Origin of the sequence: Sphingomonas sp. NIC1 (assembly GCF_001638925.1) — a bacterium.
In the GTDB taxonomy this organism is placed as follows: Bacteria; Pseudomonadota; Alphaproteobacteria; order Sphingomonadales; family Sphingomonadaceae; genus Sphingomonas; species Sphingomonas aquatilis.
Genome location: NZ_CP015521.1, coordinates 2,563,050 through 2,579,648 on the forward strand (window position 1 = coordinate 2,563,050; position 16,599 = coordinate 2,579,648).

Here is a 16,599-nt window from a genome sequence, read left to right on the forward strand (position 1 = left end):
GCGGCGGTATAAGTCTGGGTCGCTGACAGAAAGAACTGCGCGGCGGCAACCAAAGCCAAGCTTCGGCGTTGTGCAAAGGCTTGGGGGTGTATTCGAACGCGAACGCTCTCGAAAAGGGGAACGTTAGCGCGTGCGAGTATTGACCGGACGACATTATTGGCTTGCCGTCGCGCTGCTCGCCGCGACGCCGGCATCGGCTCAGTTCAACCAGCAACAGGGCACCGCGCCCGCGCAAGGTCCCGATGCGCCGAAGGTCAAGGATCAGGCGATTCCGACGACCGCGAACGATCCCGCGGTAGACACCGGGCCGATCATCCCCGATTCCACATTCGACGCCGCATTGCCGACGCTAAGCGGCGACATCAACGCGCCGCTCGAGCCCATGCCGAAGGATGCCGCGAAGGCGGCTGTGCCTCAGGTTCAGTCCATCGGACAGGCGGGCGCCGATCAGGGCGATGCGACGCTGCCCCCCGCCGCGGCGGAAAATCCCGAACTGGCGCAGCCGCTGATCCCGCTGACGCAATTCGATACCACGCCGCTGCAAACCGCCGCCGACGTCAAGAGTGCGAACGCGCCCGAAATCCGGTACGACACGGTGCTGACCGGCTTGCAGAAACTGGGGCTGGAGGACGAGTTCGAGTCGTTGTCCGCCTTGCAGGAGGGCAAGGGCAAGGCCGCGAATGCGACACAGGTCGCAGCCCGAGCACGCGAGGACGAGGGGCTGGCGGTGCGGCTGATGAAGTCGCTCGGCTATTATGACGGCACCGCGATTTCGCTGATTGAGGCGGAGCCCGGCACCGACGGCAAGCCTTCGGGCCGGCTGCGCGCCACCGTCACGGCGACCCCGGGGCGGCTGTATCGCCTGTCGTCGATCAAGGTCGAAGCCCAGCCGGTCATCCCGGCCGACCTCATCACGCGCAACCTGCCGCTGAAGGTCGGCGATCCGATCGAGGCCGCGCGCATCCAGGCGGCGGAGGCGAACGTCAGCCTGGTCCTGCCGCAGCAAGGCTATCCCTTCGTCAAGGTCGGCGACCGCGACATCCTGCTCGACGACCAGTCGGACAAGGCGACCGGTGCCTATACGCTGCCGGTCGATACCGGCCCGCGCGCGCGCTTCGGGCAGCTGGTGACCAGCGGGGATACGGTGTTCGGCCTCGACCACCTCAACGTCTTCCCCCGCTTCAAGAGCGGCGACCTGTACGACAGCCGCAAGACCGACGATCTGCGCGACGCGTTGGTCGCGACGGGATTGTTCTCCAGCCTGTCCGTGCAGCCGGAGAAGACCGGGCGGGTCAACGCCGACGGCACCGAGGCGGTCGACCTGCTGGTACGGCAGACCGAAGGGCCGGCCCGCAGCTTGGCGGGCAGTGCGGGCTATTCGACCGGGCAGGGCTTTAAGGCCGAGGGCAGCTGGACCCACCGCAATCTGCTCCCGCCCGAGGGCGCGGTGATCGGGACGATCGTCGCCGGTACGCAGGAACAGGGGCTGTCGGCGACCTTCCGCCGCTCGAACGCGGGCAAGCGCGACAAGACCTTCCTCGCCTTCGCCAGCGCCAACCACAACAATTACGACGCGTTCGAGGCCTATACCGCGACCATCTCCGGCCGCTGGAGCTATGTGTCGACGCCGATCTGGCAGAAGCGCTTCACCTATTATTACGGTGGCGAGCTGGTCGCGACGAACGAAAGCGTCTTCGACTTCGCGCGGGGTGACCGGGTGCGGCGCAACTATGGCATCGTCGCGCTGCCGGCGCAGGTCGAATGGGACACGTCGAACAGCCTGCTCAACCCGACGCGCGGCTATCGCCTGCGCCTGAACCTCAGCCCCGAAGGCGCGGTGAGCGACGGCGTGCGCCCGTACGTCCGCACGATGATCGAGGGGACATTCTATTATCCCGTGTCGAACAGCCTGGTGATCGCTGGCCGCGCCAAGGCGGGATCGATCCAGGGCATCGATCGCGATGCGCTGGCGCCGTCGCGCCGCTATTATGGCGGTGGCGGCGGGTCGGTGCGCGGCTATGGCTATCAGCGGCTGGGGCCGCTCGACCAGCAGGGCAATCCGGTCGGCGGACGTTCGCTCAACGAATTTTCGATCGAGGCGCGCTATCGCTTCGGCAATTTCGGGATCGTGCCGTTCCTCGACGCCGGCAATAGCTATGAATCGAGCCTGCCCAAGGGCACCGATTTGAAGTTCGGCGCGGGTATCGGCGGCCGTTTCTACACCAATTTCGGGCCGATGCGCATCGACGTTGCAACGCCGCTCAACCGGCGGCCGGGCGACGGCCGCGTCGCGCTCTACATTTCGATCGGGCAGGCATACTGATGAGTGACGACACGCCCGTGCCTGCCACCGAACCTGCCGTCGCCGAACCCGCCGAGATCGTGGCTGCGAAGCGCCCGCTGTGGCAGCGCATCCTGAAATGGCTGCTGGTCGCGATCCTCGCGCTCGTCGTGCTGTTGGGCGTCGTCGTGCTGGGGATCAATACCGATCCCGGCCGCCGCTTCGTCGCCAACCGCATCGGCGGTTATACGACGGCGTCGGGTCTCAACATCAAGGTCGGGCGGATCGACGGGTCGCTCTACGGCAAGATGGTGCTGAGCGACGTGCGCGTCGCCGATCCCAAGGGCGTGTTCCTCACCAGCCCGCGGCTCGACGTCGACTGGCGGCCGTTCGCCTTCGCCAGCAACCATGTCGATGTGCGGGGGCTGTCGACCGATCTCGTCACGCTCGCGCGCCGGCCGGAGTTGAAGGCGACGCCGAGCGACCCCAACGCGCCGCTGCTGCCCGATTTGGATATCGACGTGAATCGGCTGCACATCGGCCGGCTGGTGCTGGCGAAGCCGGTGACGGGCGAGACGCATGTGCTACGTATCGATGGCGCGGTGCATATCGCCGATCGCCGCGCGCAGCTGGTGGCGGACGCAGCGGCGTTGCGCGGGCCGGGCATCGCCGGTGGCGACCGACTGCGGTTGACGCTGAATGCGGTTCCCGATCGCAACATGCTCGATGTGAATGCCAAGCTGTCGGCGCCCGTCGGCGGCGTTGTGGCCACGATGGCGTCGCTGAAGGCACCGCTCACCGCGAGCGTCGACGGGCGTGGGAGCTGGCAGGCGTGGCAAGGTCGCGCGCTCGCGACGCTGGGGCAGGGGCAACTCGCCGACATCGGTATCACCGCCAAGAACGGCCATATCGAGCTGCGCGGCTTTGCAACCCCGGGCCTGTACCTGACCGGTCCGGTTGAGCGGCTGACGGCGCCGCGGCTGAACCTTGCGATCGACACGACGCTGAACGATCGCAAGGCGGACACGCGGATGACGCTGAAGTCCGACGCGCTGGCGGTGGATGCGGGCGGTCTGCTCGATCTGGCTAACAGCCGCTTCGGCAATTTCGCGGTCAATGCACGGCTGCTGACGCCGGGCGCGATCGCACCCAATTTGCGCGGCCGTGACGTGATGGCGCGGCTGGTGCTGGACGGTGCCTTTGCGACGCCGACGGTGGACTACAAGGTTAGCGCCGCGGCATTGGGCTTTGGCACGACGACGGTCGAGACCGTCTATGCCGAGGGGCTGGCGCGGGTGAACGCCGATCGCATCCTGGTGCCCGTCAACGCGCGCGCGCGTCGCGTCACCGGTCTGAATGCGGCCGTGGGTGGCCTGACGAACAACGTGCGGATCAATGGCGATTTCGCCATTTCGATGCCCAATATCCTGTCGGATAATCTGCGCATCCGGTCCGATAACATCGATGCGACCGCGGTGGTCGTCGCGAACGTGCAGACGGGCCGCTACACCGGCGCGCTGAAGGGGCGGGTCAACAACTACCGCGTCGAGAGCATCGGCATCATCGATTTGACCACCGACGCGCGCCTCGTGCCCGGCGCACGTGGCGGCTTCGGCATCACCGGCCGCGTCGTCGCGCAGACCAAGCAGCTGTTCAACAGCGGCGTGCGCGATTTCCTGGGCGGCAATGCGATCGTCCGCAGCGACATCGGCTATAGCCCCGAAGGCATCGTCACCTTCCGCAACTTGCGGATGAACGCGCCGCAGTTCCGCATCACGCGCGGCGAGGGACGATTCGATCCGGGCACCGGCGCGGTGGCGGTGAATGCGGACGCTTATTCGGCGCAATATGGCCCCGTCACGGCGCGTGTCACCGGCACCGCCGATGCGCCCGTCGTCGTGCTGCACGCGGCACGGCCGGGGCTGGGCGTCGGCTTGGTCGATGTCGATGCGCGGATCGTCGGGCGCGGCGGCGCCTATGCCGTGACCGCAAAGGGCGGCACCGATTATGGGCCGTTCACCGCCGATGTGCTCGTGCGGCCCAGCCCGCGGCTGACGGTGGACGTCAACCGCCTCGTCTTTGCCGGGATCGTCGGACAGGGACGGATCGCCGCCACGCCGGCAGGGCCATTTGCGGGCGCGCTGCAGTTCGCCGGCCGTGGCATCACCGGCAATGTGCGTCTGGCGGATCAGGGCGGCTATCAGCGCGCCGACGTCGCCGCGCGCGCGTTCAACGCCACCATCCCCGGCCAGTCGGACTTCACCATCGGTCGCGCCATCGTCAACGCCAGCGTCGTGATGCTCCCCAAGGCGCCGCAGGTGGTGGCCGACGTGCAGGTGGGCGATACGCGCTACAATGCCTTCGTCATCCAGGCGATGCGCGCCAAGGTGAACTATGCCGGCGGTCGCGGCACCGCGCAGGCGGTGCTCAACGGATCGAGCGGCGTGCCGCTGCGTCTGGCGGTCAACGCACGGCTGTCGCCCGACGCCTATCTGGTCGCGGCGCAGGGGCAGGCGAACGGCATCCCGTTCCGCACCGGCACGCCGGCGCGGATCACCGCGGCTCGTGGTGTCTATACGCTGGCGCCGACGCGGATCGATTTCGGCCAGGGCACCAACGCCGGTTCGGCGCGCCTTGCGGGATCGTTCGGCGGCGGCGTCACCGCGGCGCAGGCGCGGCTCGACTCGCTCAACCTGTCGATCCTGTCGGCGTTCGTGCCGAACCTGGGCGTATCGGGCGCCGTCACCGGCAGCCTCGACTATCGTCAGCAGGGGCAGGCGATCCCGGCGGCCGACGCGCGGCTGACGATCGCCAATTTCCAGCGCACCGGCCTGTCGGCTGTATCCGAGCCGGTCGACGTGCAGGTGATCGGCAAGCTGCTGCCCGATGGTGGCGAGATGCGGGCGCTCGTGAAGCGTGGGCCGATGGCGATCGGTCGCCTGCTCGCGACGCTGCGGCCGCTGCCGCCGGGCGCCGGATCCTGGACGACGCGGCTGATGCAGGCGCCGCTCGGTGGCGGCATCCGCTATAACGGCCCGTCGGCGGTGCTGTTCAGCCTGGCCGCGCTGCCCAATCAGCAGCTGTCCGGACCGATCGCGGTCGCCGCGGACTTCTCCGGTCGCGTATCGGCACCGCAGCTCAACGGCCTGATCCGTGCCGACAATCTGACCTACGATAACGAAACGTACGGCACGCGCCTGTCGCAGATGAAGATCGCGGCGCGGTTCAACAACGACCGGCTCGAACTCACGGGGCTTACCGCGCGGGCGGGCAGCGGCACGGTGCAGGCGCAGGGTACGATCGGCCTGGCGGCGGATGCCGGTTTCCCGGTCGATGTGCGCGCGCGGCTGGACAATGCGCAGCTCGCGAAGAGCGATGCGGTCGCGGCGACCTCGTCGGGCACGATCCGCTTCACGCATGGCCGTGATGGCGGGCTGTTGCAAGGCAACCTCACCATCCCCGAGGCGCGCTATCAGATCATCCGTCAGGGGGCGGCCGAGGTGCCCGAACTGACGGGCGTGCGGCGCAAGAGCCAGATTGTCACCCCGCGGCCCACCAATCGCCCGACGCCGGCACCGGTCAGCACGATCCGCCTCGATCTCAACGTCAGTGCGCCCAACCAGCTGTTCGTGTCGGGCATGGGCCTCGAATCCGAATGGCAGATGAAGCTGCATGTCGGCGGCACATCGGCAGCGCCGGTGGTGACGGGCGGGCTCGATCTCGTCCGCGGCACCTATTCGTTCGCGGGCAAGCGGTTCGAGGTCAATCGCGGCACGATCCGCTTCAACGGCGGCGCGCTGAGCGATCCCGATATCAACATCCAGGCGACCACCACGGTCAATGGTATCACCGCGGTGATCCAGATCACGGGCACCGGTCAGCGCCCGCAGATCGCCTTCACCTCCACGCCCGCCTTGCCGCAGGACGAGGTACTGAGCCGCCTGCTGTTCGGCACCAATCCCGAAAATCTGTCGGCGACCGAGGCGATCCAGTTGGCGAGCGCGCTCAATTCGCTACGTGGCTCGGGCGGCGGGCTGAACCCGCTCGGCAAGCTGCGCTCGGCGACGGGCTTCGACCGGCTGCGCGTGCTCGGCGCCGATCAGGCGACCGGGCGCGGCACCAGTCTGGCGGCGGGAAAATACATCACCGACAACATCTACGTGGAGATCGTCACCGACGCGCGCGGCTATACCGCGACGCAGCTGGAGATCGCGTTGACCCGCACGCTCAGCCTGCTGACGGCGACGGGCTCGCAGGGCGGATCGGACGTCCGCCTGAAATATTCGCGAGACTATTGACGCGACCTACGGTAGCCTCTTCGCAAATCCGAATAACGGGTATGCGGAGAGAGCGGTGGCCGAGCATTTTGACGTCGTCGTCGTGGGTGCGGGAATTTCCGGGGTAGGGCAGGCGTATCACCTGCAAAAACGCTGCCCCGACCGCAGCTATGTGATCCTGGAGGGGCGGGCTGCGCTGGGGGGTACGTGGGACCTGTTTCGGTATCCCGGTATCCGATCCGACAGCGACATGCACACCTTGGGCTTCGCTTTCCACCCATGGCGGGCGGCCAAGTCGATCGCCGACGGCCCCTCGATCCGGGCCTATGTCGAGGAAACGGCGCAGACCTATGGCATCGATCGCCACATCCGCTTCCGGCACCACGTCACCGCGGCGTCTTGGTCGACCGCCGATGCACGCTGGACGGTGGAGGCGACCGGACCGGACGGCAAGCCGCAGACCTTCACCTGCAACTTCCTGTGCATGTGTTCGGGCTATTACAAATATGCCAACGGTTACACGCCGCATTTCGAAGGCGCGGACAGCTTCGGCGGGCGGATTGTCCATCCACAGCTCTGGCCCGACGACCTGGAGTATGACGGCAAGCGCGTCGTCGTGATCGGCAGCGGCGCGACGGCGGTGACGCTCGTGCCCGAAATGGCGAAACGCGCCGGCCACGTCACGATGCTGCAGCGCTCGCCCACCTATGTCGTGTCACGTCCGGCGGAGGATCGCTTCGCCAACTGGCTGCGCGACCGTCTCCCGGCGAAGCTCGCCTATGGCACCACGCGCTGGAAAAACGTGCTGACCGGTATGGTCTTTTACCGGATCGCGAAGAAGCGGCCGCAGAAGTTCAAGGAGCGGCTGATCGGCATGGTGCGGGAGCATCTGGGGCCGGACTATGACGTCGATACCCATTTCACCCCGCGCTACAATCCATGGGACCAGCGGCTGTGCCTGGTGCCCGATGCCGATCTGTTCGATGCGATCAAGCGCGGCGATGCGTCGGTCGAGACGGGGACGATCGATCGGTTCACGCCGACGGGTATCCGGCTGTCATCGGGCAAGGAATTGCCCGCCGACATCATCGTCACCGCGACGGGGCTGGAACTGCAATTGCTCAGCGGGGTGCGCTTCAGCCAGGACGGCATGCCGATCGATCTCAGCAAGGCGCTGCAATATAAGGGCATGATGTTCTCGGACGTGCCGAACCTGGCCTATACGTTCGGCTATACCAATGCCTCGTGGACGCTGAAGGCGGATCTGGTCGCGACCTATGTCTGTCGCCTGCTCAACACGATGACAAAGCGGGGGGTGCGCCAGGCGACGCCGCATACCGACGATACGACGATGACGACCGAACCGTTCGTCGATTTCACCTCGGGCTATATCCAGCGCGCCGAACGCGATCTGCCCAAGCAGGGCTCGCGCAAGCCGTGGAAGCTCAACCAGAATTATGCGCTGGACGTCCTGGCGCTGCGCTTCGGGTCGGTGGACGACGATATGGTGTTCAGCAATCCGGCGCGTGAGCGCAGGGGGACGGACAGTATCGCGGCCTGAGTGCGGTGCGCTGGCCTTCGTCGGGCCATTCCGATGGAATGAAGGGGCGGCGGTTCGCGGACCATGCGCCAGAGCCGTGATGTCACCTGACAGGGTCGGGGCGTGGCACGATCGATATAGAAACGCCGGCGCTACGGGCCGCAACGGATCCGGTTCGGGATGGCTGGAGGCGTAGCCTGCCGCCGTCCCGAACCGGTCGTGATTACCAGGGCTTGATGTCGACGGTGATGGCAGCGGCGACGATCGCGAAGAACAGTTCCAACATGCTTATCTCCCTTATGGTCGCACCGCGAGGATGCCCGTTAACCTTAACAGTACATTAAGGATTACTCAATCTGGCATTCAGGCGCTTAGGGGCATCGCGAGGATTAACGCTATCTTCAGCGATCTGGCGTAGCCCCGACCCGTCATGACGCGCGCGCCCCGCACGAAAAACGAGCAAATTCCGAAGGATGGGGCGGTCAGCGCGCCCACGCCAGCGGCTGTTTCACAGCGCTTTCACCTGCTGGTCGCCATCGCCAACTTCGCCGATTTGCGCCGCCGGGTCGGCTGCGCGCGCGCGGAGGGGATCGCGTCGATCGCAGCGGCCCGAATCAGTCGGTTACTGCCCGATGCCTCGGTGACGATCATCGGCCGCGATCAACTGGCCTGTACGTTCCTCGACGACGATCCTGCGGCGATCGATATGCGGACCGCCGCCATTGCCGCCGGGTTTCGCGAACCGTTCCCGATCGGCGATGCCAGCGTCTTGTTCTCGCTCAATTTCGGTGCCGCGTCCGCGCCCGCATCGACCGTCGACGAGGTGGCGCTGGTCGAAGCGGCCGAGGCGGCGCTCGCCCGCACCCGTCTGTCGCGCGATCTCGCCCCATCCGCGCTGCCCGCGGAGCTGATCGCGCTTGGTGACGAATTCGAGCGGGCGATCGCCTGCGACGAGCTGATCCTCCACTATCAGCCCAAGGTCCACGTCCGGCGGCAGGAGATCACCAGCGCCGAGGCCTTGGTGCGCTGGCGCCATCCGACGCGCGGGCTGGTGATGCCCAATGATTTCATTGCGGCGGCAGAGCAGTGCAATCTGATCGGCGCGATGACGCTGTGGACGATCCGTCGTGCCATCGCCGACCAGCGTGACCTCGTATCGCGTGGCCACGATCTGCGGTTGTTCATCAACATCTCGGGTCAGTTGCTGGCCGACGACGCCTTCGTGCGCGATGCCTGCGTGCTCGTGGGCGACAGCGATGCCCGGCTGGGGTTCGAGATCACCGAGACGTCGGTAATCCGCGATCCTGCCAGCGCGATCGCCAACCTTCAGATCTTCGCCGATTTCGGCATCGTCATTTCGATCGACGATTATGGTGCCGGCCTGTCGTCGCTGGCCTATCTGAAGCAACTGCCCGCGCGCGAGCTGAAGATCGACAAATTGTTCGTGACGCAGCTCACCAGCTCCAATCGCGATCCGCTGATCGTGCGATCCACCATCGACCTGGCCCATGCGCTGGAGATGGAGGTGGTGGCGGAAGGCGTCGAGACGCATGCCGCGCTCGCGTTGCTGACGGTGATGGGTTGCGACATGGTGCAGGGATTCCTGCTCAGCCGGCCGGTTCCGCTCGACGCACTGGTCCAATATATGGACGACGGACTTCATCGCCTCGTCAGACCGCAGCCGCTTGCCACCTTCGGTGGCTTGCAGGTCCAGCGGCGCTGACATGGCCACGTACCGGCCTGCATCGCGGCCGGGCCGCATGACGCTCGCTGCCCTTACCTTGATACTGGCGACGCCCGCGGCGGCGGTCCAGGCCGGCGACCGGTTCGATGCGTTGATCGCAGACGCCCGTGCGGCGATGCTCACCGATCCGCATAAGACGGTCGATCGCGCGCGCGAAGCCGAACGGATGGCCGCCGGTGCCCGGACCGCATCGCAACGCGCGATGATGCAGGCGACGGCACAATGGTTGCAGGGCGAGGCGCTGCTGCGATTGAACGACGTCGATGGTGCCCGTCCGCTGATCGAACATGCGGTGCGCGTGTCGGCGCGGCTGGCGCCGAATGCGATGCTGCATGGCGATGCCTTGCTGGCGCGCGGTTGGATCAACACGGCGCAGGTGGACGTCGCGGATGCGCTGAGCGACTATCAGAACGCCTATGCGATCTTCCGCCGGCAGGGCGAGGTGCGCAGCCAGTCCAAGGCGTTGCAGTCGATTGGCGCGCTGTACAGCGGCGCGAACGACCATGCGAGCGCGCTACGCTATTTCGACCAAGCGCTTGCGACCTACCGCGGCGATCCGATGCTGGCGCTCTCCCTGTACAACAACCGCGGCGGCGCACTGAAAAAGTTGAAACGGCTTCGCGAGGCGGAGGCGCAGTTCGACAAGGCACTGGCGCTGACCGCCCAGATGCGAAGCCCGCTGCTGCGATCGCTGGTACTCGGCAATATCGCCGAAACGCGGCTGGCAATGGGCAATGTCGCGGGCGCGCAACGCGCGATCGACGAAGGCCTGCGTTTGTCGGGGCAGGACGGCGCCGGTCAGCCCTATCGCACGGTCCTGATCGGGCTGGCGGCGCAGGCGGCGTATCAGCGCCACGATCTGGCCACGGCGGCGCGGCTGATCGGCGAGCGGTTCGCTGGCCAAGATTTTGCCAAATCGACGCTGATCGACCGTGAGGCGCATCAAACCGCATATACGATCTACCGCGCGAGCGGCGCGCCCGACCTCGCGCTACAGCATCTGATGGCGCTGAAGCGGCTGGACGACGAGGCGACGACGCTCGCCCGGTCGACCAATGCGGCGCTGATGGCGGCACGCTTCGATTTCGCGAACCAGGAACTGCGGATCGCCAACCTACAACGCGACGAAGCGCGGCGGAGCGTCGCGTTCGAAAAGGCGCGTGTCCGCACGCAGCAGACCGTGTTCGTCGGCTTCGCCGTCGGCGTGCTGGCGGTGCTGCTGATGCTCGGCATCGGCGTCATCACGCTGCGGCGCAGTCGCGACCGTGTGCGTGCCGTCAACGCCGACCTGAAAAAGGCGCTGGCCGCCAAGTCCGAATTTCTTGCGACGACCAGCCACGAAATCCGCACGCCGCTGAACGGCATCCTCGGTATGACACAGGTGATGCTGGCGGATGGCAACGTCGCGGGCGATCTGCGCGATCGGCTGACCGTCGTCCATGGGGCCGGCGTGACGATGCGCGCGCTGGTCGATGACATCCTCGATGCCGCCAAGATCGAGAGCGGCCGCCTGACGATCGAGGACGCGCCATTCGATCTCGCTACGATGCTGCGGGACTGCCTGCGCCTGTGGCAGGATCAGGCGGCGGCCAAAGGCCTCGTCTTCCACGCCGAACTGTCGCGCTGCCCCGATTGGATCGTCGGCGACGCATTGCGCGTGCGGCAGATCGTGTTCAACCTGATGTCCAACGCATTGAAGTTCACCGCGAGCGGCAGCGTGACGCTGACCGTCGAGGCGACCGCGGCGGCGGGCGACAGCGAGCGCATCCGAATCGTGGTGACGGATACGGGCACCGGCATTGCGGTCGAACAGCAGCAGGCGATCTTCGAATCGTTCACCCAGGCGGATACCAGCACCACGCGGCGCTTCGGCGGCACGGGGCTGGGCCTGTCGATCTGCCGCAACCTCGCACGCGCGATGGGCGGCGAGGTGACGCTGGCGAGCGTGCCGGGGCAGGGCGCCAGTTTCACGGTCGACCTGCCGCTCCGTCATGCCGACCGGCCCGAGCAGCCGAAGGATCAAGCGCAGGCAGGGGTTCTGGTCGTCGACCCACATCCGATCACGCGGGCGATGCTGAAGACGGTGATCGCGACGCGGGCGGCGGACGTCGTACCGCTCGCAACGCTGGACGAGGCATTCGACCGGCTAGCCGACGACCCCGTCGACCGGATCGTCGTCGACGTCGCGGCGCTGCGCGCGTGCGACGACCCCCATGCCGAGGTGCGGCGCCTGGTCGCAGCGGCGGGCCGCGAAGCGACAGTGCTGCTGTTGTGGCCGGCGGATGCCGCCGCGGCACATGCGGCATTCGATCCCGCAATCGAAGTCCTGCATCTTCTCAAACCGATAGCGGCGAGCGATCTGCTCGCCGTCCTGTTCGCCAGCCGCGACGCAACGCTTGTGTCACAGGCGGCATGAGGCGTAGACGCGCAGCCATGTTGACCCATTGCCCTCGCGGATGCCGGACCATGGTGCGATGAACGTCTTGTTCATCGAGGACGACCGGATGAATCGCCGCGTCGTCCGCGACATGTTGGACGTTGCCGGCGTCGGCATGGTCGAGGCGGAGAACGCCGAGGCGGGGCTGGCGGCGATCGAAGCCGAAACCTTTGATATGCTGCTCATCGATCTGCGCATGCCGGGGATGGATGGCATCACCGCGATCGGGCACATTCGCGCGCGCGCCGATGACAAGGCCAACGTGCCGATCATCGTCATCACCGCGGACACGGCATTGGACCTGCGTGAACGATGCCTGGCCGCGGGCGCGAACGAGGTCCTGTTCAAGCCGGTGGCGATGGATGCGCTGTTCGAGGCCATGGGGCGGATCCTGGCGCAGGATCCCGGCGGCGCGACGATCGGCTAAGCCGCACCGCTGTCGTCGACGGCCGACGGCCACGTGGGCAGGATCGGGCTATCTTCGGCCACAGTCGGGTCGGGTGTTCCGACAAGGGCGATCGTGTCGTCCTGCTCCTTCACCGCGAAGCCCACGTCTTCGAGACCGAGCTTCAGGTGGATGCGGGTCAGATGATCCGCCTCGACAAGGGCGAACAACGTTTCGGGTGTCTCGCTCATCCGCGTCCAACTGGTCAGGAATGGAGCCGTTCCGACATTAACCACCAATGTGGATGATTTGCGACGGACCGTTGGCTGAGGCCCGCTGCCGCGAACGCCCGCCGCGGCGATCTGCACCCGCTCTGTTGCCCGCCCGGTCATGCCGTGCGAGGCTCGCCCGCCGCGATGTGACCCGGAGCGCCCTATGAACTTGAATCCCCTTCGTTTTGTCTTGGCCCTGGCGATTGCCGGCACGAGCGGCACCGCGCTGGCGCAAGCCGTGCCGCAGGCGCGCACCGCCAGCGGACCGGTGCGCGGCGCGACGGACGCGGGCGTGGACGCGTTCAAGGGCATTCCGTTCGCGGCCCCGCCGGTGGGCGCATTGCGGTGGCAGCCGCCGCAGCCGGTGCAGGCCTGGACGGCGCCGCGCGACGCCACGCGTTATGCCGCGGATTGCATGCAGCTGCCGTTCCCCAGCGATGCAGCGCCGCTCGGCACGGCTCCGGCCGAAGACTGCCTCTACGCAAACGTATGGCGGCCTGCGGACGTCAAGGCGGGGGCCAAGCTGCCCGTTCTGGTGTGGATCTACGGCGGCGGCTTCGTCAACGGCGGGTCCTCGCCGCCGACCTACAGTGGCGCGGCGTTGGCGCGGCAGGGCATCGTGATGGTGAGCTTCAACTATCGCTTGGGACGCTTCGGCACCTTCGCGCATCCCGCACTCGCCACCACGCCGCGCAAGGTGGACTTCGGTCTGCTCGACCAACTTGCCGCGCTGCGCTGGGTGAAGCGGAACGTTGCGGCTTTCGGTGGCGATCCCGATGCGGTGACGATCATCGGCGAAAGCGCGGGCGGCATGTCCGTCCACGCCATGCTGACCTCGCCCGCGGCGCGGGGCCTGTTCCGCGCCGCGGTGATCCAGTCGGGCGGCGACGGATCGTACAAGGGCGCCAGCGTGGCGACTGCAGAGGCGGCGGCGACCGCCTTTGCACGCGCCAAGGGCGTCGACGGTACAGGCCCGGCGGCCGCGACGGCACTCCATGCTTTGTCCGGTGAGCAGGTGGTCGACGGCCTCAATCTCGCTACCCTGGGGCAGCAGCAGGGCGAGGGGCGCACATACAGCGGGCCGGTGCCAGACGGCCGCACCTTCGTCGACGGCCGCGAGGCCTATCGCGCCGGTCGCTTCGCGCACGTACCGGTGATGGTGGGGGCGACCAGCAACGATATCGGCGGACCGGATGGCGTCATGATCGGGGGCGCACGGGACGTCGCAGGGCTGCTCGCGAAGCAGGGCGTGCCGGTCTATTACTATCGCTTCGACTATGTTGCGACGTCGGCGGCGACGCCGGACGGTGCGGGGGCGGGGCATGCGACCGACATCCCGTTCTTCTTCGACACGGCCGACATCAAATATGGTGCGGCGACCACATCGACCGATCGCGCCGCGGCGACCGTGGCGAGCCGCTATCTCGTCAATTTCGTCAAGACGGGCGACCCCAACGGCAAGGGTGCCGTGCCATGGCGGCGCTATGACGCGGCGGACCCGGCGATGCTGACGATGACGCGGGGCGGCGGGGCAACGCTGGCCCGCGAATAATAAGAAGCGCTCGCCTCCGTTAGTTGAGAGGCGAGCGCGACTTTCTTCGTGTTTGGTCGCTACGGCCGCGATGACAGGCGACGGGCCGATATCCTGTGTCTGGCGGTAGCCGACTGCCGAGCTACCCTAAGCAAGCGGCGCGTTACTTTCCGCGCCCGGTCGCTTCCTGCAGCGCATCGATCCGCTTCGACGCTTCCGCCTTGGTCAGCGTGTCGTCGAACGTTTCGCCGGCTTCCTCACTCAGCGTCTTCAGGTAGCTCGCCTGCGCGCCGGTCATCGCCTCGTCGCCGGTCGTCCAGTCGTCGGGGTTCTTTTCGGCGTTGCCGGTCGGGTGGTCCTTGGGATTCTCGGTGGTGGACATGGGGTCTTCCTTTCAGAAGACCCCAACATTCCTGTTCCTTATCCGTTCCAGCCGGTGAACGGCATGTTCAGCGCCTCGGCCACCGCATGATGCGTGATCTTGCCGTGATAGACGTTGAGGCCGTTGGCGAGGTGTGCGTCCGCCTTCATCGCCGCTTCGGCGCCCATGTTGGCGAGCTTGATCGCGAACGGCAGCGTCGCGTTGTTGAGCGCGAAGGTGCTGGTGCGCGCGACCGCACCAGGCATGTTGGCGACGCAATAATGGATCACGCCGTCAACCTCGAACACCGGGTCTTCGTGCGTCGTCGCATGGCTGGTTTCGAAGCAGCCGCCCTGATCGATGGCGATATCGACCATCACCGCGCCGCGCTTCATCGTCTTGATCATGTCGCGCGTCACGAGCTTCGGCGCCGCGGCGCCCGGCACCAGCACCGCGCCGATGACGAGGTGCGCGTTCTTCACCGCCGATGCGATCGCCGCCTTCGACGCATAGGCGGTCTTGATCTGGCTGGAGAAGAACATGTCGAGTTCGGCGAGGCGATCGTTCGAAATGTCGTAGATCGTCACGTCGGCGCGCATGCCGACCGCCATCTGCGCGGCGTTGACGCCCGACACGCCGCCGCCAAGGATCGCGACCTTCGCCGGCGCCACGCCGGGGACGCCGCCTAGCAATACGCCGCGACCGCCCTGTTCCTTTTCGAGGTAATGCGCGCCGACCTGCACCGACATGCGGCCCGCGACCTCGCTCATCGGCTTCAGCAGCGGCAGGCCGCCGCGTGCCGCCGTGACCGTTTCATAGGCGATGCAGGTCGCGCCCGACTTCACCAGCCCCTCGGCCTGCGCCTTGTCGGCGGCGAGGTGGAGGTAGGTGAACAGCAGGTGGCGCGGTTCGAGCAGCGCGATCTCGCTTGCCTGCGGTTCCTTGACCTTCACGATCATGTCGGCGGCGGCGAACACCGCGGCGGGATCGGCCAGGATCGTGGCGCCCGCGTCGATATAGTCCTGGTCCTCGAAGTCGATGCCGGAGCCGGCCGTCGTCTCGACGACCACCTCATGACCGGCGGCGACCAGTTCGGCGACCGACGGCGGGGTCAGGCCGACGCGATATTCGTGGTTTTTGATTTCCTTGGGAACACCGATGCGCATGGGAATCTCCTCTTCCGACGGCGCTCTTACTACGCGCAGGGCGGGAGAGGCTTGCAATGTCATTGTCTGCGAGCGACCACTGCGGGATTTCCTTGCGTGAATGGCTGTCGTAGGGCGAGGATCATGCTCGACGCCCTTGACCAGAAGATTCTCGGCCAGTTGCTCGTCAGTTCGGACCTCACCAGCGCCGAACTGGGGGAGAAGGTGGGCCTGTCGCCCAGCGCCGCGCATCGGCGCGTCGGATCACTCAAGGACCGCGGGCTGATCGCCGGCTTTCGCGCCGTGCTCAGCAAGGCCGCGCGCGGCAATCCCAGCGTCGTGATGGTCAACGTAACGCTGCGCGACCAGCGCGAGGAGACGATGGTCGCGTTCGAGCGCCAGATCGTCGACGTCCCCGAAATCCGCGACTGTTTTCTGATGAGCGGCGAGGCGGACTATATGCTTCACGTCGAGGTGCGGCGCGACGATACGTTCGAACGCATCCACCGCGAAACGCTGTCGCGGCTGCCCGGCGTCACCCGGCTGGCGTCGCATTTCGTGATTCGCGAGGTCTTTCGCAGGCCCTAACTCGCGTTTGCTTCCAATGCGGTACGCGCTCGCTTGGG

Annotated in this window: 11 protein-coding genes; 8 read left to right on the forward strand and 3 right to left on the reverse strand. The window is 66.7% G+C overall.

Features of this window, described 5'->3' with window-relative positions; all coding sequences use genetic code 11:
- The first annotated feature begins 139 nt into the window (after positions 1–139).
- The 6 genes from A7E77_RS12125 to A7E77_RS12150 all read left to right on the forward strand — a co-directional run bounded on the left by A7E77_RS12125 (position 140) and on the right by A7E77_RS12150 (position 12,706).
- Positions 140–2,323, forward strand: coding sequence for a BamA/TamA family outer membrane protein (locus tag A7E77_RS12125; protein ID WP_053111596.1), 2,184 nt, complete (start codon positions 140–142; stop codon positions 2,321–2,323).
- Entirely contained in the window at positions 2,323–6,579 is a 4,257-nt protein-coding gene (locus A7E77_RS12130; protein WP_053111597.1) for a translocation/assembly module TamB domain-containing protein, read from the forward strand. The genes A7E77_RS12125 and A7E77_RS12130 overlap by 1 nt, the downstream gene beginning before the upstream one ends.
- Before the next feature lie 55 nt (positions 6,580–6,634).
- Positions 6,635–8,119, forward strand: a complete 1,485-nt coding sequence (locus A7E77_RS12135) for a flavin-containing monooxygenase (RefSeq protein ID WP_053111598.1) — start codon at positions 6,635–6,637, stop codon at positions 8,117–8,119.
- Positions 8,120–8,528: 409 nt separating this feature from the next.
- Positions 8,529–9,821, forward strand: a complete 1,293-nt coding sequence (locus A7E77_RS12140; protein ID WP_226341737.1) for an EAL domain-containing protein — start codon at positions 8,529–8,531, stop codon at positions 9,819–9,821.
- A 1-nt stretch (position 9,822) separates the two neighbouring features.
- Positions 9,823–12,258 (forward strand): ATP-binding protein, encoded by a 2,436-nt coding sequence (locus tag A7E77_RS12145; RefSeq protein ID WP_053111599.1) that lies wholly within the window; start codon positions 9,823–9,825, stop codon positions 12,256–12,258.
- Between the two features lie 58 nt (positions 12,259–12,316).
- Complete coding sequence (locus A7E77_RS12150; RefSeq protein WP_053111681.1) at positions 12,317–12,706, forward strand: response regulator; 390 nt, start codon at positions 12,317–12,319, stop codon at positions 12,704–12,706.
- Here A7E77_RS12150 and A7E77_RS18260 read toward each other — a convergent pair.
- Positions 12,703–13,056: a hypothetical protein gene (locus tag A7E77_RS18260; protein WP_226341738.1), complete on the reverse strand. Its 354-nt coding sequence runs from the start codon at positions 13,054–13,056 to the stop codon at positions 12,703–12,705. The genes A7E77_RS12150 and A7E77_RS18260 overlap by 4 nt on opposite strands.
- Positions 13,057–13,126: 70 nt before the next feature.
- On the opposite strand from A7E77_RS18260, the gene A7E77_RS12160 reads away from it, so the two are divergent.
- Complete coding sequence (locus A7E77_RS12160; protein ID WP_413243577.1) at positions 13,127–14,488, forward strand: carboxylesterase/lipase family protein; 1,362 nt, start codon at positions 13,127–13,129, stop codon at positions 14,486–14,488.
- A 142-nt stretch (positions 14,489–14,630) separates the two neighbouring features.
- Here A7E77_RS12160 and A7E77_RS12165 read toward each other — a convergent pair whose 3' ends face one another.
- Both A7E77_RS12165 and ald read right to left on the reverse strand, forming a co-directional pair.
- Positions 14,631–14,849 carry a DUF3072 domain-containing protein gene (locus A7E77_RS12165; RefSeq protein WP_017978172.1) on the reverse strand — a complete coding sequence of 73 codons (219 nt, stop codon included), beginning with the start codon at positions 14,847–14,849 and terminating at the stop codon, positions 14,631–14,633.
- Positions 14,850–14,887: 38 nt separating this feature from the next.
- Positions 14,888–15,994 carry an alanine dehydrogenase gene (gene ald / locus A7E77_RS12170; protein ID WP_053111602.1) on the reverse strand — a complete coding sequence of 369 codons (1,107 nt, stop codon included), beginning with the start codon at positions 15,992–15,994 and terminating at the stop codon, positions 14,888–14,890.
- Between the two features lie 123 nt (positions 15,995–16,117).
- Here ald and A7E77_RS12175 point away from each other — a divergent pair, with 123 nt between their 5' ends.
- The gene (locus A7E77_RS12175) at positions 16,118–16,561 is read left to right on the forward strand and encodes an Lrp/AsnC family transcriptional regulator (RefSeq protein ID WP_053111603.1); all 444 of its coding nucleotides are present in this window, start codon (positions 16,118–16,120) and stop codon (positions 16,559–16,561) included.
- The last annotated feature ends 38 nt before the right edge of the window (positions 16,562–16,599 follow it).

Coding starts and splice junctions, on each gene's coding strand:
- A7E77_RS12145 (WP_053111599.1), top strand. CDS start 9,823: ATGGCCACGTACCGGCCTGCATCGCGGCCGGGCCGCATGACGCTCGCT.
- A7E77_RS12150 (WP_053111681.1), top strand. CDS start 12,317: ATGAACGTCTTGTTCATCGAGGACGACCGGATGAATCGCCGCGTCGTC.
- A7E77_RS12175 (WP_053111603.1), top strand. CDS start 16,118: ATGCTCGACGCCCTTGACCAGAAGATTCTCGGCCAGTTGCTCGTCAGT.
- A7E77_RS12140 (WP_226341737.1), top strand. CDS start 8,529: ATGACGCGCGCGCCCCGCACGAAAAACGAGCAAATTCCGAAGGATGGG.
- A7E77_RS12130 (WP_053111597.1), top strand. CDS start 2,323: ATGAGTGACGACACGCCCGTGCCTGCCACCGAACCTGCCGTCGCCGAA.
- A7E77_RS18260 (WP_226341738.1), bottom strand. CDS start 13,056: ATGACCGGGCGGGCAACAGAGCGGGTGCAGATCGCCGCGGCGGGCGTT.
- ald (WP_053111602.1), bottom strand. CDS start 15,994: ATGCGCATCGGTGTTCCCAAGGAAATCAAAAACCACGAATATCGCGTC.
- A7E77_RS12165 (WP_017978172.1), bottom strand. CDS start 14,849: ATGTCCACCACCGAGAATCCCAAGGACCACCCGACCGGCAACGCCGAA.